Annotated in this window: 17 protein-coding genes; 11 read left to right on the forward strand and 6 right to left on the reverse strand. The window is 42.5% G+C overall.

The annotated features are described in order from the left end of the window. Positions 1-243 precede the first annotated feature (243 nt). From BUA59_RS04080 to BUA59_RS04090, 3 genes are all read left to right on the forward strand, one after another. Positions 244-1908, forward strand: a complete 1665-nt coding sequence (locus BUA59_RS04080) for a KAP family P-loop NTPase fold protein (RefSeq protein ID WP_072838465.1) — start codon at positions 244-246, stop codon at positions 1906-1908. Beyond that, positions 1901-2101 (forward strand): hypothetical protein, encoded by a 201-nt coding sequence (locus tag BUA59_RS24020; RefSeq protein WP_217653722.1) that lies wholly within the window; start codon positions 1901-1903, stop codon positions 2099-2101. The genes BUA59_RS04080 and BUA59_RS24020 overlap by 8 nt, the downstream gene beginning before the upstream one ends. Before the next feature lie 86 nt (positions 2102-2187). Beyond that, on the forward strand, positions 2188-2301 hold the full coding sequence (locus BUA59_RS04090; RefSeq protein ID WP_245813090.1) for a type II toxin-antitoxin system Phd/YefM family antitoxin: 114 nt from the start codon (positions 2188-2190) through the stop codon (positions 2299-2301). A 5-nt stretch (positions 2302-2306) separates the two neighbouring features. Here BUA59_RS04090 and BUA59_RS04095 read toward each other — a convergent pair whose 3' ends face one another. Both BUA59_RS04095 and BUA59_RS04100 read right to left on the reverse strand, forming a co-directional pair. Next, positions 2307-3089, reverse strand: coding sequence for an SDR family oxidoreductase (locus BUA59_RS04095; protein WP_072838466.1), 783 nt, complete (start codon positions 3087-3089; stop codon positions 2307-2309). Then, positions 3086-3415, reverse strand: a complete 330-nt coding sequence (locus BUA59_RS04100) for a nuclear transport factor 2 family protein (RefSeq protein ID WP_100186175.1) — start codon at positions 3413-3415, stop codon at positions 3086-3088. The genes BUA59_RS04095 and BUA59_RS04100 overlap by 4 nt, the downstream gene beginning before the upstream one ends. Before the next feature lie 157 nt (positions 3416-3572). Between BUA59_RS04100 and BUA59_RS04105 the strand changes: the two genes are divergently transcribed. The 4 genes from BUA59_RS04105 (at position 3573) to BUA59_RS04120 (ending at position 5438) form a co-directional block, all read left to right on the forward strand. Then, on the forward strand, positions 3573-3896 hold the full coding sequence (locus tag BUA59_RS04105; RefSeq protein WP_011978181.1) for a winged helix-turn-helix transcriptional regulator: 324 nt from the start codon (positions 3573-3575) through the stop codon (positions 3894-3896). A gap of 251 nt (positions 3897-4147) precedes the next feature. Beyond that, on the forward strand, positions 4148-4336 hold the full coding sequence (locus BUA59_RS04110; RefSeq protein WP_011978180.1) for a YgaP family membrane protein: 189 nt from the start codon (positions 4148-4150) through the stop codon (positions 4334-4336). A gap of 201 nt (positions 4337-4537) precedes the next feature. Further along, positions 4538-5005, forward strand: a complete 468-nt coding sequence (locus BUA59_RS04115; RefSeq protein WP_072838468.1) for a GNAT family N-acetyltransferase — start codon at positions 4538-4540, stop codon at positions 5003-5005. A 157-nt stretch (positions 5006-5162) separates the two neighbouring features. Then, positions 5163-5438, forward strand: a complete 276-nt coding sequence (locus BUA59_RS04120; RefSeq protein WP_072838469.1) for a DUF3817 domain-containing protein — start codon at positions 5163-5165, stop codon at positions 5436-5438. 109 nt (positions 5439-5547) lie between these two features. Here the strand turns inward: BUA59_RS04120 and BUA59_RS04125 are convergent, their stop codons facing one another. Next, positions 5548-5889 carry a zinc ribbon domain-containing protein YjdM gene (locus BUA59_RS04125; protein WP_110574595.1) on the reverse strand — a complete coding sequence of 114 codons (342 nt, stop codon included), beginning with the start codon at positions 5887-5889 and terminating at the stop codon, positions 5548-5550. Positions 5890-6102: 213 nt separating this feature from the next. Here BUA59_RS04125 and BUA59_RS04130 point away from each other — a divergent pair, with 213 nt between their 5' ends. After that, positions 6103-6495: an MAPEG family protein gene (locus BUA59_RS04130; RefSeq protein WP_011978172.1), complete on the forward strand. Its 393-nt coding sequence runs from the start codon at positions 6103-6105 to the stop codon at positions 6493-6495. Position 6496: 1 nt separating this feature from the next. Here the strand turns inward: BUA59_RS04130 and BUA59_RS04135 are convergent, their stop codons facing one another. Beyond that, positions 6497-7615 (reverse strand): FAD-dependent monooxygenase, encoded by a 1119-nt coding sequence (locus BUA59_RS04135; RefSeq protein WP_072838470.1) that lies wholly within the window; start codon positions 7613-7615, stop codon positions 6497-6499. A 103-nt stretch (positions 7616-7718) separates the two neighbouring features. On the opposite strand from BUA59_RS04135, the gene BUA59_RS04140 reads away from it, so the two are divergent. The 3 genes from BUA59_RS04140 (at position 7719) to BUA59_RS04150 (ending at position 11529) form a co-directional block, all read left to right on the forward strand. Beyond that, positions 7719-8621: a LysR family transcriptional regulator gene (locus tag BUA59_RS04140; RefSeq protein WP_011978170.1), complete on the forward strand. Its 903-nt coding sequence runs from the start codon at positions 7719-7721 to the stop codon at positions 8619-8621. A 68-nt stretch (positions 8622-8689) separates the two neighbouring features. Then, the gene (locus BUA59_RS04145; RefSeq protein ID WP_072838471.1) at positions 8690-10009 is read left to right on the forward strand and encodes a DASH family cryptochrome; all 1320 of its coding nucleotides are present in this window, start codon (positions 8690-8692) and stop codon (positions 10007-10009) included. Between the two features lie 11 nt (positions 10010-10020). Beyond that, positions 10021-11529, forward strand: coding sequence for a cryptochrome/deoxyribodipyrimidine photo-lyase family protein (locus tag BUA59_RS04150; RefSeq protein ID WP_072838472.1), 1509 nt, complete (start codon positions 10021-10023; stop codon positions 11527-11529). Between the two features lie 24 nt (positions 11530-11553). Here the strand turns inward: BUA59_RS04150 and BUA59_RS04155 are convergent, their stop codons facing one another. Together BUA59_RS04155 and BUA59_RS04160 are read right to left on the reverse strand one after the other, a co-directional pair. Continuing rightward, the gene (locus tag BUA59_RS04155) at positions 11554-13560 is read right to left on the reverse strand and encodes an EAL domain-containing protein (protein ID WP_175550747.1); all 2007 of its coding nucleotides are present in this window, start codon (positions 13558-13560) and stop codon (positions 11554-11556) included. 30 nt (positions 13561-13590) lie between these two features. Beyond that, positions 13591-15135, reverse strand: a complete 1545-nt coding sequence (locus tag BUA59_RS04160; RefSeq protein ID WP_175550748.1) for a methyl-accepting chemotaxis protein — start codon at positions 15133-15135, stop codon at positions 13591-13593. Between the last annotated feature and the right edge of the window lie 59 nt (positions 15136-15194).

The following is a 15194-nucleotide window of genomic DNA, read 5'->3' on the forward strand; positions in this document are numbered from 1 at the left end:
CCGACCACACAAACCGCCATCTGGCTTAGCGAGATGGCGGTTTTTTGTTGGTTAGTCAGAAAAAATTTCCCGCCTCGCTCCACGTGCAAGCGCGTAAAACCGCTCGGCGTGAGTTTGTTTCCATCTTAATTAAATTGCAGTAAAGCATAGAAATGAATAGGCTAAATAAAAACATTAGATAGCGTCAATTTGATGCTATCTAATGTAATGTCAACCTATTGATTTATGTAAGGATACTCGTCGATGCCAGAAAAAATCTCTCTCGATTGGTCTAATAAAGATGACATCGAAGGTGTGTCCTTTCCTAGAGATACATTAAACCGCGCCAAATACGCTACGTTTTTAACACAGTTTCTGGTCGGACAAGGCTTTGATGAGACGAGAGAGAAAGACGATCAAAAGCGTAATTATGTTCTCAACCTGAACTCTGAATGGGGTTCTGGTAAAACCTACTTTCTTAAACGCTGGTCGCACGATCTAAAAGCGCATTTCCCTGTTGTCTATATCGATGCATGGCAACAAGACTACTCTGACGATCCTTTGATGACGGCGATTTCGTCCATTATCAAGCAGCTTAGAGAACAGGCAAAGATGCCTGAAAGCAGTCCAAAGTTTCAACTTCCAAAAAAAGCATTAGGGCTTCTAAAAGCGGCCGCTCCAGGCTTTGCACGAAGCATGGCAAAACGCTACTTGGATATGGATCTCGCAGCATTTTTGCAAGCTGACGATGACTCAGAACTGAAAGACGCTAAGGATAGCGAAGGGAATCCCATCGACCTAAGCGAGTTAGCTTCAACAATGGTGAAACAGCTAATTGATGAGCATGATGGTAAAAAGAAAGCCATCGATGACTTAAAAGTTCATGTGGCAAATTGGGTTCAAACGGTTACTGAAACACAACAACTGACATATCCTGCTTTTATTTTTATTGATGAATTAGATCGTTGCCGTCCTAGTTACGCAGTGGAAATGCTCGAAACCATCAAGCATATCTTTGATATCAAAGGCATTGTCTTTGTTGTCGCCACGGATACTGAGCAACTTCAACATGCAGTAAAAGCCATTTATGGCGAAGGCTTCGATGCTCGTCTTTACCTTGGTCGTTTCTTTAACAGCCGCTTTAGCCTTAAAGCGCCAGACCTAAAAAGCTTTCTGGAAGTTCATACCGACATCAGTAAATTATCGGGTGAATACTTAGAAAGCGCAGGCATTCAAATCCTTCCTCCAAACGAAGATGCAAAGGTCACACTAAGTAACATTTCCGTAATTTTAGATGCGTTTAAAATACCACCTAGAACTGCCATTCAGATTGCTGATCGAGTTGTCGCAACCATATCCAATATGCCTAACGGCTCAAAGATTGATATTTTGATACTGACGACGTTGCTGTGCTTTTATGAAGAAAATCATGAACGGTTTCAAGAAATCATTGCAGGGGATCTAAAATTCCAAAACAAAAGTGGTAATGAAGCTGGGCTGAATGAATACATACTAGACCATTTTGAGAACTGTGAGTCACTTATTAAAATGCAAATAAATCCAATGGAAATTATATGTACCCTAACGCCCTCAGATTACGGCCCTCGTCTAAACACTTTTGGACTAGCGACGTATGTATTTTCACTCAGGCTTTATCTAGTAGAAGTCTTTATAAAGTTTTTCAGCGCACCAAGCTTTATATTCATAAGCTCTATTAACTCACAATATGATGAAATAGCTCCTATAAATGATCTATTTAAAGAGCTAATTACAAACTCTAAAAAGGAACCACAAAGAATAGGTTTATTATGGTTCAAGATACTAAACATCCACTATCAAGTCGATTCCATTAAAGCTTCAGAATATCGAGATTATGTCGAACTTGCTTCTGCGTTAGACCTGATTGAAGAGGACGCAGAACATGACTAACAAACACATAGGTTCTTCCTTTGATGATTTCCTTGAAGAGGAAGGCACACAGGCTGAAACCAATGCCATTGCGATAAAGCGCGTGGTTGCATGGCAAATTCAGCAGAAGAATGTCACTGACTCTTCACAGCCAGTAAGACATGCAAAAAAATCTTTGCGTACGGAAAAATTAAACACTGACGTGCAGGAGTAAGATATGGATACGCTAAGTTACTCAGCTTTTAGAGCCAAGCCAATATTGCTAGCACCTTTGATAAGGTAAATAACGATCATAAGCCTGTGCTCATTACTCGTCAGGGAGGCAAATCAGCCGTATTGATTAGCTTAGAAGACTTTCAAGCGTATGAGAAAACGCCCTATCGATCAAAAGGGGCGTTTTTTGTTTCGCCTTAACTAAATTAGGCCGTAGGTACGGTGCCACCATCAATAATATATTCAGTACCTGTGATAGACGACGCTCTCGCCGACACTAGGAAAGTAATTAAGTCAGCCACTTCAGAGGGCTGGGCTGGACGCCCTAAAGGAATGCCGCCAAGCGCTTCCATAATAATCTTTTTACCTCCTTCATAATCCGTACCGGCATGATCTGCAAGCCGCTCAGCAAGTCGAACCGATGCTTCTGTTTCTATCCAACCGGGTGATACACGCACAACGCGAATGCCTTTTGGTGCCACTTCTTTCGATAAGCTTTTACTGTAAGTGGATAACGCCGCTTTCGCTGCGGCATAAGCGGTGGTCGATTCAGGCAAAGGAAGTTTGTTCTGTATCGATGTGACATGAACAATAACACCTGAGCCTTTTGTTATCATTGAGGGCAATAATCCCCTATCAATGCGTACCGCAGACAGTAAATTTTGACTTAATGCATTTTCCCACTCTTGCTCATCAAGCGCCGCAAAACCGCCACTGGGAGCGCTTGAGCCGCCCACCACATTGACAACAATATCAACACCACCAAACTTATCTAATACGGTGTTTACTAGCCCGCTACAACCCACTGCCGTCAGCAAATCCCCTTCTATGTATGAAATGCCTTCTAGAGCGTCTTTAGGAACAGAACGAGCCACGGCAATCACATGCACTCCCGCGCCATGTAACGACTCAACGACTGCCGCTCCCAAGCCCTTAGTTCCGCCAGTAACCAAAGCTATACGCCCATTTAATTCAAGATCAAAACTCATAAGGAGATCTCCAGTGCCGTGATTTTGTCGCCATCCAGCGTGAAAGCGTATTGAAGATTCACAGGGCTCCCAGGAAAGTTCCCTGTCACTAAACCCGTGACTATCGTTTGCTCTGCGCTTTCGCTTAATAACTGCGGTTCAACCGTATAGGTATATTTCGTCGATGCATTCGCTTTCCACTGTTTAATTGCGTCCAGCCCCGTATGAGTCTGCCCTTCATCTTTTACCACTGCCTCATCGGAAAAACAGGCAACAATTGCCTCACTATCCCCTTTATCTGCTTTAAAATAATTTGCGATTGGTCTTGGAAGATCAATAGTCATCATAAAACACCTCTACTTAAAATCATTTTCTTAGAACTCGCCAAATTGCTGTCTGAAAAGAATGGCGTTAAGCTATCTGGAAAACAAGAACCGACAAAAAAGTAGGGTACTTACTCTGAAGTAAGTTTTTGATCTCATAAGGGCTAAGGCCATAAAAAAAATGACAAAAAAATGGACGCCAGCCTCTGCAGCCGATGGCGTAGAGCAAGTACTAAAGATTCTAGAAGGAAAATGGAAGTTAGTAATCCTCTTCCATCTCTTTGGCGGACAAGTAAAGCGCTTCTCTGAATTAGAGAAAGCCATTCCAGCAATCACACAAAAAATGCTAATCCAACAGCTTCGTCAGTTAGAAGCGGACGGAATAGTCACACGGACTATTTATCACCAAGTCCCACCGAAAGTAGAATACAGTTTAACGGATTGGGGACAGGAGCTTTGCCCTGCTTTAGACGCCTTACTTAAATGGGCTGAAAATAAAAAATGACCGTTTTTTATCAATAATGGAATTTGTTGCTAAATCAGCACACAGATCAAAAAACAATCAAACAAGTTTTAAAGCCTTAGCTTAAACCATCAACAGGGCGTATGGTCGATGCAACACTAAGAAAGGTGATATTGGCAAACACGCTCCGCAAACCTCGTTTAAAAAACGCCAATCTTCCCGATTGCACTCTAGTGCATAAGCAATACCGCTTTTCGTCGCACGACTTAAGGCAACAAAAACAGGAGAAGACGATGATTTATAACGTAGGTACAACAGATAGAGTGGTCAGAATCACAATGGGCGCCGTCGTCATAGCAATCGGTGTATATTTCAATTCATGGTGGGGGGTAATCGGCATTGTGCTGCTTGCCACAGGCGTATTTAGCATCTGCCCAGCTTATCTACCGTTTGGTTTTTCAACTTGTAAAACCAAAAAATAACATCTAATTTAAAACGAACACTATAAAGACTAAAACCGACATCAGGTAACACTGAGAGTCGGTTTTTTGTTTTTGATTTACGGCAATACATAAATGATTGGGCTAAATAAAGATGAATAGGTACAGAACATTATTTAATCTATACGATTGATGGTAATACTCTTTATATCATTCAATACCATTATTCTTTTAAGGACAATGATGAAAGTCTCATTTTTAGCCGATCAAAAACACTTCATTCCCACCATTGCTCAGTGGTATTTCAATGAGTGGGGACGTTTAACGCCCAACAGATCGCTAGAGGATATTGCGATAAAAGTCACGGCGATGGCGGAAAGTAGAGCCGCTACACCCCTTTCTTTTGTACTGCATGATGATAATGAGCTGCTTGCGGTGGCAGAACTGAAGTTCCATGAACATCCTGATTTTCCCGGTTACACGCATTGGCTTGGTGGTGTTTTCGTTCCAGCTGACAAACGTGGGCAAGGTTATTCCTGCCTAATTCTTCAACACACGCTCAATCATGCTAAAAACCTAGGTATTCCAGACCTTTATCTGCAATGCGAACAACACAATATCGATCTGTATTTAAAGCATGATTTTGAAGTGATACACAGAATGAATGACAAAGGTATCGAAAAAGCAGTGATGGCTCTGAGGTTTGGATAGGAAAAAAACATACTGTATAGGTTCTCACACTTAATAACTCTGCCTGAATTATTCCACACCTTAAATAACCGCCCTTGGGATGAAATTAAAGTGTTATTCTGGGGTCTTATTAACGCTTAGTACATTTTTCAAAACACTTCAACACAAGAGACATAGTATGAAAATGTTACGTTTTATCTCCATTTTAGAAGGCACGTCGCTTCTATTGTTGCTCTTCATTGCCGTGCCATTAAAACGCCTGATGGACATGCCAGAGTATGTGAGCATTATTGGCCCAATTCATGGTGGGTTGTTTATTTTGTTTAACATTCTTTTGATGTTAAGTGTGTCTCGATATGGGGTTTCGTCAAAACACGCCTTGATAGGGTTTGTTGCGTCATTGGTACCATTTGGTAGTTATGTCTTTAAAGCGAAGATCTTAAATAAATACTAACGAGTACCTTTTCAATTACATATAGCCAAGAAAAAAGCAGAGAAAAAGACAATTTTCTTCTCTGCTTTTAGTGTCATTGTTCTGATCTTTTATAACAGATCAATCAGGCTTAAACAGAAGACTTCTTCACAAACTGAGATTTCAACATCATTTCGCCGCCGCCATCCAATTTACAATCGATGTCGTGGTCGCCATCTACAAGGCGCTTAATAGTCGCTTTGGTGCCAATTTTTAGCACTTGAGAAGAGCCTTTTACTTTAAGGTCTTTCGCCAAAGTAACTTTATCGCCTTCTTGCAATAAGTTGCCGCCCATGTCTTTGATAATGAGCGCATCTTCGTCTACAACCACTTCATTGGGGTTCCATTCGTGCGCGCACTCTGGGCAAATCAACATAGCTTGATCTTCATACACGTAAGCGGAATCGCATTTTGGACAATTAGGAAGACTCATATTTATCACTACCTTCTAACGTAAACGGGAAATTTGACCTATTATAACCCTATTTTCACTATGGTTTTTTGTTCTCGAATAAAAAAATCCTATTTAATCACTAGGCTTAATCGGAAAGATGTTTTTCCTTAAAAAGTCATAGACAAAATTAAGGATTTTCTCAACACTGAGTGCACAACAATAACAGACCTTCAGTTAAGGTAAGGATTCTCAATGATCACTCCCATTTACGCGGCGTTACTGGTTTTTCTCTACATTTTCTTGAGTTTTCGTGTGATCAAATTGCGCATGAAGTACAAGGTTGGCATTGGTGATGGCGATCAGTCCATGTTGACCAGAGCGATTCGCGTACATGGCAACTTCGCGGAAAACGTTCCCTATGCTTTATTGCTGGTTTGGATGTACGAAAGTACGGGGGGCTCTACATTGTTAGTAAACATAATGGGCATTTTGCTGTGTCTTGGTCGCTTGTCCCACGCCTACGGTGTAAGTCAGCCCAAAGAGCCGCTCATTTATCGACAAAGCGGCATGGTGATGACCTTCTTAGTAATGTTAATCGCCGCTTTGTTGATCCTGACTCATCTTGCTCTTGGTTACCGGTTCTAAATTAAACCAAGCCAGTCATCCAGAATGCAGCCATCGCATCAAGTGACGCTTCTGTTACACTGCCTTGAGCAGGACGTTGGTTGGCGGGGGTATGAAAAATGGCTTGGGCAATATGTCTTCCCGTCATTTGAATGGCAACTGTTTTCTCCAAACGTTGCTGTTGAAAGCGAGCAAACAGACGGTCTGTGGTGGCTTCCTCTTGCATAAGTTTGGCTAGCCACCAAGCATCTTCTAAAGCTTGGCAGGCACCTTGCCCAGATGTAGGCAATGCCGCATGAGCCGCATCGCCGATCACCATGCATTTACCTCGATACCACGATGTCATTGGATCAAGGTCATGAACATAAACGGTATGCAAGCTGCTTTGCTCTGCCTGCTGTAACACAGTGAGCACCTCGCTTGGCCATTCTCTGAAACGCTCGCCTAGCTCTGAAAGCGTGAACATCCTATTTGGCTGTTTCTCAACTTCCGCCCAACCAGCTGCCCAAAAGCATGCCGATGCATCAATCGGCACTATGCCAAAACGTTCCCCATCCCCCCAATAATCTTGAATTGACTGGCTATTAAGTGGTCTTATCGGGCTTGAATGCGATATACCAATTACATTCACAAATCCTTGATAAACAGGCTGACTGACAGGACTGATTTTCTTGCGTAGTGTAGAACTCATCCTTCCATCAGCACCAATCACCCAGTCGTATTGATTCTCCAATTCAGACAACTTGTCTAGATTAATCGCTTCACCAAAATGAATTTGCACACCAGCTTGATCAGCACCGGCAAACAATATTGCCATTAGATCACGTCGCAATATGGTGAGTGTGTTAAAACCCGCTGATTGGTTCAGGCCACGAAGCGACAGCTCACCTTGCACACCGGTAGTTAGATCATAGCGGGTCATAGTCATAGGTTCTCCAGATGCCTTTTGAATCGCCTTCAGTAGTCCCATTTGAGTTAAAACAAAAATGGCATTTGGCCAAAGTGTCACACCTGCCCCTAGGTCGCTGCCCGCTTGGGAGCGACGTTCAAAGATATCGACTTGGTTACCTTGCTTTGCCGCCAACGTAGCAAAGGCTAAACCAGCCACTCCCGCACCTACGATGGCAATCCGTTTCGACATACTGAGCACTCCATAATAAAAATTGAATCTGCAGTATCTACCTGCATCTTAAAATGATAAATATGGGACTATTGGATTAACTATCCCATTTAGAGCAATAATTATGATTGAAAAAATAGAACTCTCTTGGCTACTTAGCTTTCATACTGTATTTGAGGAGCGCAGTTTTAAACTGGCATCAGAGAAGCTAGGACAGCCTTCTTCTACCGTCAGCCGCCATATCATCCAGCTTGAAGAAACACTAAACGTGCGTTTATTAGAACGCACCACTCGACGAATGTCGCCCACTGAGGCAGGGCAAACACTGTATGAGCAAAGCTTGCCGCTGCTTCGCTCTCTTGATGATCAGCTCGAAGCCATTAGCGATCAGAGTGACAAGGTCTCTGGCCATTTACGTATATTAATGCCGGATTTACCCTTTATCGCCCAGCAAATTGCTAGTTTCTGTGCGCTTTACCCTAAGCTCAAGTTAAGCTGTGAAACAGGTCTAGTTCCACATCAAGGCTTACTCGATGGTTTCGATTTGGTGATGCAGTTTGGCCGCGGAGAGTTAATGGATTCCGACTGGGTGGCAAAAGAACTGATTCGTTGGCCCAGTGTCATTGTCGCCTCGCCTGAGTTTGTTGAGCGGCATCATAGTCATTTGTCATTTCAGAATTTACCTTCCTTACCTTGCATCACGACCCTCAGTGCATTACAAGGTTCGCCATGGATATTCAAAGACAGCCGACATTCGACTAAAGTACATGTCACATCACAGTATCGGGCCAACAGCGCCAATATGGCAAAAGAAGCCGCTATAGCGGGATTGGGCATGGCGATCTTAGCCGAACCATCGTGCCAAAAAGAAATACACCAAGGCACACTGGTTGCTATCGAGCTTGAAAAGACACCGGAAGATCTCGTCCTTTATGCGTATTCAGGCAAGTTAAAATACTCTCCCCAAAAGGTAACAGCCTTGCTAGATCACTTTAACTTTTCGGACCTGTTTAACGAACTTGACTGAAACCAATCTAAATTCCTTGATAAAACGTACTAGACTTCAAATGATGAAGATGAAATGGGAGCACTTATATGAAACTAGGATTGGTTTGGTTCGGGGATGATTTGCGTTGTGCAGATCAGAACATGCTATGGAGAGCAGTACAGGAGGTGGATTATCTTATCTGCCTTTATTGCGATGAACCTCATAACAATCACCCTAGCCGTTATGCAACACAAGGCATGTCCGTAAATCGTCGACGATTTTTAAACCAAGGCATTCAAGACTTGGCTCTACAATTACAAGCGTTAGGTCAAACTTTATTCGTCAGTTCAATGGATGCGGCCACCAGCTTGAATTTGCTTCTCAACGAAATACCAATCTCCCACCTATATCGCAATCATCATGGAGGTTGGGATGAGCAGCAGACTCTTAATCGCATCGAAAGCAGATACACTGACGTGCGTATTCACCTAGACCATGGTTTGAGTTTATTTACACCATCCCAGCTACCATTTGATGTAGCGCAGTTACCGGATTCTTTCTCAAAATTCCGTCGCTTAATCGAGAACTTAGACGTTTTAACCCCCTTGCCTGCATTACAAAAACTACCACCAGTACCAGCGTTCAACATTCAACACATTCGCCCTTGGCAGCTTAAGCAAATAGAAGACAATAGCGTGTTTACTGGTGGAGAACGCGCTGCTGTTGATCAACTAAGTGATTACTTTTCGACCAATCTACCAAGTCATTATAAAGAAACTCGTAATGAATTAGACGGTTGGGAAAACTCAACCAAGTTCTCTCCTTGGTTGGCACAAGGTAGTTTGTCAGTCAGGCAAATCAAAGCCAGTATCGATGTTTACGAGCGCGATCATGGTGCAAATGAATCGACGTATTGGATTTATTTCGAACTGTTGTGGCGCGAGTATTTTCATTGGTACGCGACTCGTTATGGCAAACAACTTTTCTTGCCCGGCGGCGTAACTGGCAAACAAACTCAGGGCAGTTATTACGCAGAGCGCTTTCGTAAATGGAGCAAGGGCAATACGCCTTATCCTTTAGTGAATGCCTGCATGAAACAGCTTAATGAAACTGGTTTTATGAGCAATCGTGGCCGCCAAATTGTCGCTAGCTGTTTGATATATGAATTAGGCATCGATTGGCGCTATGGCGCGGCGTACTTTGAAGAACAACTGATTGATTACAGCGTCGGTTCCAATTGGGCTAATTGGCAATACATAGCTGGCGTAGGAGCTGATCCAAGAGGCGGCCGTCATTTCAACTTGCAAAAACAAACCGAACAATACGACCCAAAACTGCATTTTATTCATAAATGGCAGGGCCAAGTATTTGATACCCAATTGGATTCGGTCGATGCGGCCGACTGGCCGATTTATCCAGCCCAATGAACGACTATCAGATGACTGTCGACACGCCAGTAAAACCGGTCCTCGTTTGGCTGAAAAGAGACTTGCGCTTGAGCGATCATCTGCCACTTGCCACGGCGATAGAGCAAAAAAGACCAATTATTCTGTTATATATATTTGAGCCTAGCCTGATTGTCGATCCACATTATAGTGAGCGTCACTGGCGCTTTGTCTGGCAGTCTTTAGAAGATATGAACCGCCAGCTGGCCGAATATGGCGGTCACATACATATCGTTTGGCAAGAAGCCTTGCCGGCTCTTGAAGCGCTCTATGTAACTACGCAGTTTGATGCATTATTCAGTAGTGAAGAAATTGGCATTGGGCTCACCTTTCAGCGTGATATAGAGGTTAAATCCTGGAGTCAGCAACGAAATATATCTTGGCAAGAATCTCCAACTGGCGCGGTGATACGGCCACTCGATAACAGAAAAAACTGGGATGAAGATTGGCAAAAAGTCATGCGCGCGCCCTTGGCAAACATCGAACTTGAAGCGATAACTTGGTATGAGATAAACACGCCAACGCTTACGATTCCAGCCCCATGGCAAACACCGCAAAAAGGCATTCAAACAGGCGGTCCAACATTGGCGTGGAAAACCTTAGACAGCTTCTATGAAGGGCGCGGCAAAGACTATTATCGGTCTATTTCCAGTCCTCTTAGTAGTCGATCAGCCTGCACTCGGCTGTCGCCCTATTTAGCGTGGGGAAATATCAGCATAAGAGAAGTTTACCAAGAGCTACTGTCACGCTGGAAAACCGTTGGCTGGAAACGCACCCTCATCGCACTCAGCTCTCGATTACATTGGCATTGCCATTTTATGCAAAAATTCGAAAGCGAATGCCGCATGGAATTTCAGCCTGTTAACCGCGCTTACGAGTATTTTCCCTATCGGCAAGATGATCAAGTCAAAGCAGATTTACTCGCTTGGCAGCAAGGCCACACTGGCTACCCTATCGTTGATGCTTGTATGCGAGCCTTACATAAAACGGGTTACATAAATTTTCGTATGCGAGCCATGCTCGTCAGCTTTCTATGTCATCACTTAAATATCGATTGGCGTTTAGGCGTGCACCATCTAGCAAGGCTATTTCTCGACTTTGAACCCGGAATTCACTACCCACAATTTCAAATGCAAGCTGGCGTCACTGGTTCAAATGCCATTCGAATTTATAACCCCGTAAAGCAAGCGCAAGACCAAGATCCAGATGGCGAGTTTATTCGCCGTTGGGTACCTGAATTGGCCGAAGTGCCTGCTCCACTGATACACTCTCCTTGGGAAATGTCACCAATGGAAGAGGCTTTATATCAATTCAAAATTGGTGAAAACTATCCTGCGCCCATTGTCTGCCTGAAAGAGGCGGCAAAAGCTGCCCGTGATCGTCTTTGGGGATATCGCGAACAGCCAAATGTACAACAAGAAAAACACCGTATTTTAGCAACCCATGTTCGTTCGAAAAGTCGGGGAAAATCCAGACAATCGAAACCGAGGAAATCCTCATGAAGCACTGACCCAAATGAATTACGTTTATTGATAAGACGCTATCCATTGTGGAATGTCCTGAACCGGAATGGCTTTTGAGTAATAAAAGCCCTGAGCGTATTCACAACCAATCTTTGCTAGAAATGCTTGCTGTTCTGACGTTTCAATACCTTCGGCAGTGACCGTTAAATGGAATGACTTTGCAATGGATACAATCGCTTCCAACATTAATCGTCCACTTTTTTCTTTCGATTCGATCACAAAACTGCGGTCGATTTTTAAGTTATCTAATGGCAACTTCCCTAAATAACTCAAAGCAGAATAGCCCGTACCAAAGTCATCCAAGCAAATTTTCACACCCGCCGCTCTGAGTGCATTGGCGTTTGATTTCACCTGATCACCAATAGTCAACAAGGCATCTTCTGTCACCTCGACCTCAATAGATCTAGGGTCAATGTTCTGAGAGTTTATGTTATCAATCAAAGCATCGATGACTCGCTTCACACCAAAGCTTTTCGCAGAGATATTAATCGCCACTGGTGTATCGGTATTAAATATCGATGGATTGGCTTTAACAATCGACATGGTTTTATCCATCAGACATTTATCTAATTCGAGCGGTAGATTCAACTCTTGCGCAGTTTCGATCACTTCCCATGGTGAAACGAAACCGTAGTCATTACTAAACCAACGCATTAACGCTTCATATCCAACAACGCGATTTCGTTTAAGCTCAATTTTCGGCTGGAAATACACATCTATTTCGGCATTTCTAATCGCTTCAATGAGCGCTTTTTGTAGCCCTTTCTTACGATCTGCAGCTTGATGAATTGAATCGTTATAACAGGATAAAAAGAGCATATTTTGACGAGAGTACTCTATCGCCATCAATGCATATTCAACAGTTTCGTTAAAGGTGCTTTTTGCCCTGTTGTGATAAGCACTGCCTATACGAATTTCAGAACTAATTTCACCAATAGTACGTTGCAGTTCTGCTTGTAACGCAATGGCTTTGTCTTTTGTCTGTTGTTCAATATTACCAGCGACATCAATATCAAAAACCATCATAAAGCGACTAGCTTGAAGACGAGCGCAATGTAGATAGCCAATGTTGGTTTCTAGTGATCGGGCAAGCTCTTCCAGCATTTTATTGGCTAGCACTTCACCATTAAGCTTACGAATTCGATCAAAGTCCGTCAGTTCAAATGTCATAAAACAGAACAGAGTATTTTCAGCCTGATTGCCGTCAAACAACTGTTTCACATAGTCTAGTTGCGGGAGCTTAGTAATAGGGTCGAAGTTTCTTAGGAAAAAAGCTTCATTGGCGGCTACGACTTTTTCAGACACATCAATTCCCACCCCTTGGATATGGCAACCGATATTGTCTTTTACTAATTTAAAGCGCCATTCTACTTCTATATGGGACGATATACCTTTCATCATCAGGGACATTTTTATTTCATTTTTAAAGCCACTTTCAGACAACGAGAACAATAGTTTAGCGTCTTTAGCCGAAGACCCAGCCACACTATCTATAAAGTCATCAGCGGTAATAGTAGCGTCGCGAAATTGTTGCGTGAAGGATTTATTAGATAAAATAATGGCACCATCTAAGGTAACACGAACAATAAAAAGGCCTTCTGAATCAAAGACATTTCGATATCGAATATCAACTCGTTCCAATTGCTCCACCACGTTTTGATACATAGATAAGTCATGGCAAATACCCACAAAAAAAGGCTCACCTTCTGCTGTCTCAGCACGTCCTATAGACAAATGCATTTGAAAAAGTTGGCCACTCTTTCTCATTGCAGTCACTTCTCGACCTTTACCAATAATAGAGGCGCTACCAGTATCTAAGTAATGGCGTAAATAGCCATCGTGTTTATCTCCTTCACTTTTCGGCATCAAAATCGAAACATTCTTGCCAAACACCTCAATTTCTGAATAGCCAAATAACCTCTCTGCTGACGGTGAAAAAGATTGAATAATTCCTCGAGCATTAATAATAATGATCCCGTCGGCCGCAGCTTCAAACAGAGCTTTATACAAAGAGCTTTCCTTGTTGATAGCCATAATGTGTTATTTGAACCTTTTAACCAATTCGTATAATGCTTTAGTAGATTCGGTAGAACGTGAAATAGACGCTTCCGTCACTTGCATTTCTTGTGTATTTTCATGTCCGATTTTTGCGATGTTATATACTTGATGAGTTGTTTCTTCAATCACGATACTCTGTTGCTGAGTTACTGCAGCCATTTGCAATGAGCGATCTGCAATTTCACCGACAACAAGGTTTACTTCTTTCACCAACTTATCTTCAAGTTCAACTCTGTTTAAGCTTTCGCGAGAGAGAAGAACGCCCTCTTCGGCTACCTTTGAGGTGGCTTTTACGCCATTCAATAAGCCTTCAATGGCTTTGTCTATTTCTTGAGTTAATGTCTGTGTTTTTGATGCTAAGTGACGAACTTCATCGGCAACCACGGCAAAACCACGACCGTGTTCACCCGCCCTTGCGGCTTCAATGGCTGCATTTAGTGCTAACAAATTCGTCTGTTCGGCAATTTGATCGATCATATTGGTCGAGACCGAGATTTTTTCCGCCAGAGAGGATACATGGTTTACCGATTCTCCAATGCTCACTACTGTTGCATTTAACTTCTCGATTGATAACTTAACTTCATTACCTGCGAGAGCTGCATTTTTGGTGATCTCAGATACTTTGCCCACAAAATCTGCGGTTTCAGTAATGTTCTGCGAAACTTCCTGGATGGTTGCAGACATTTCTGTCATTGATGTTGCAATTAAGTCCGTTTCTGACTGCTGATTAAGTATTTTTACTTTGGTGCTTGAAATAGATTTATGGGATGCATTCATTTCTTTTTCTACATCTGCAGCACCGTTTTCGATGAGAGTTAAAATCGTTCCTAAGCGAGAATGTAAGCTTTTAATTCCTACGGAAATATCGCCTATATAAGAGGTTTGACTTGTATAAGTCGCCGTTGCAAGGGGGTGTTTAAATGCAGCGTTACCAAGCTTATGCTGTAAATAATTTAAGAATGTTCCTTGCTGCCATTTTAATATCACAACATAAATGGACATAAGAACGGCAAATAAAAATACTGCGTATTCGAATGAGCAAAATAACAACGTCAGACCAATAAGTATTCCCGCCAAAAGCAGCGTGACATTTTCTAGATTGAACACTTTTCCAGCAGTGAGGCTCGACTTATTTTCATTTATACGTCGATATAGCGATTCTGCTCGTTTTACATCTATTCGATTGGGGCACGTACGTACGGATTCATAACCTATCGTTTTACCATTTTCAGTAATGGGCATGACGTAAGCGTCTACCCAATAAAAGTCTCCATTTTTACAACGATTCTTTACCAAGCCCATCCATGGCAAACCTACACTCAGCTGGGCCCACATTACGGCAAACGCTGCTGGAGGCATATCTGGATGTCGAACAAGGTTATGAGGTTGACCAACCAATTCGTCTTTACGGAAACCACTGACTTCAACAAAAGCACTATTACAATCTACTATTTTTCCTTTCAAATCCGTCACGGAAATGAGTTTCACACCTTCCGAAAAAGTTCTTTCTGTGTTTGTAACAGGCAAGTTTTTTCTCATTTTCTCTCAACTATTTTGCTTATTTTTAAGTTATAACCTAGCCGAAA

The sequence above is a fragment of the Marinomonas polaris DSM 16579 genome, assembly GCF_900129155.1.
GTDB classification, from domain to species: domain Bacteria; phylum Pseudomonadota; class Gammaproteobacteria; order Pseudomonadales; family Marinomonadaceae; genus Marinomonas; species Marinomonas polaris.

Excerpts from the sequence above, each read along its gene's own strand:
- BUA59_RS04080 (WP_072838465.1), top strand. The coding sequence starts at position 244 with ATGCCAGAAAAAATCTCTCTCGATTGGTCTAATAAAGATGACATCGAA.
- BUA59_RS24020 (WP_217653722.1), top strand. The coding sequence starts at position 1,901 with ATGACTAACAAACACATAGGTTCTTCCTTTGATGATTTCCTTGAAGAG.
- BUA59_RS04095 (WP_072838466.1), bottom strand. The coding sequence starts at position 3,089 with ATGAGTTTTGATCTTGAATTAAATGGGCGTATAGCTTTGGTTACTGGC.
- BUA59_RS04100 (WP_100186175.1), bottom strand. The coding sequence starts at position 3,415 with ATGATGACTATTGATCTTCCAAGACCAATCGCAAATTATTTTAAAGCA.
- BUA59_RS04105 (WP_011978181.1), top strand. The coding sequence starts at position 3,573 with ATGACAAAAAAATGGACGCCAGCCTCTGCAGCCGATGGCGTAGAGCAA.
- BUA59_RS04110 (WP_011978180.1), top strand. The coding sequence starts at position 4,148 with ATGATTTATAACGTAGGTACAACAGATAGAGTGGTCAGAATCACAATG.
- BUA59_RS04115 (WP_072838468.1), top strand. The coding sequence starts at position 4,538 with ATGAAAGTCTCATTTTTAGCCGATCAAAAACACTTCATTCCCACCATT.
- BUA59_RS04120 (WP_072838469.1), top strand. The coding sequence starts at position 5,163 with ATGAAAATGTTACGTTTTATCTCCATTTTAGAAGGCACGTCGCTTCTA.
- BUA59_RS04125 (WP_110574595.1), bottom strand. The coding sequence starts at position 5,889 with ATGAGTCTTCCTAATTGTCCAAAATGCGATTCCGCTTACGTGTATGAA.
- BUA59_RS04130 (WP_011978172.1), top strand. The coding sequence starts at position 6,103 with ATGATCACTCCCATTTACGCGGCGTTACTGGTTTTTCTCTACATTTTC.
- BUA59_RS04135 (WP_072838470.1), bottom strand. The coding sequence starts at position 7,615 with ATGTCGAAACGGATTGCCATCGTAGGTGCGGGAGTGGCTGGTTTAGCC.
- BUA59_RS04140 (WP_011978170.1), top strand. The coding sequence starts at position 7,719 with ATGATTGAAAAAATAGAACTCTCTTGGCTACTTAGCTTTCATACTGTA.
- BUA59_RS04145 (WP_072838471.1), top strand. The coding sequence starts at position 8,690 with ATGAAACTAGGATTGGTTTGGTTCGGGGATGATTTGCGTTGTGCAGAT.
- BUA59_RS04150 (WP_072838472.1), top strand. The coding sequence starts at position 10,021 with ATGACTGTCGACACGCCAGTAAAACCGGTCCTCGTTTGGCTGAAAAGA.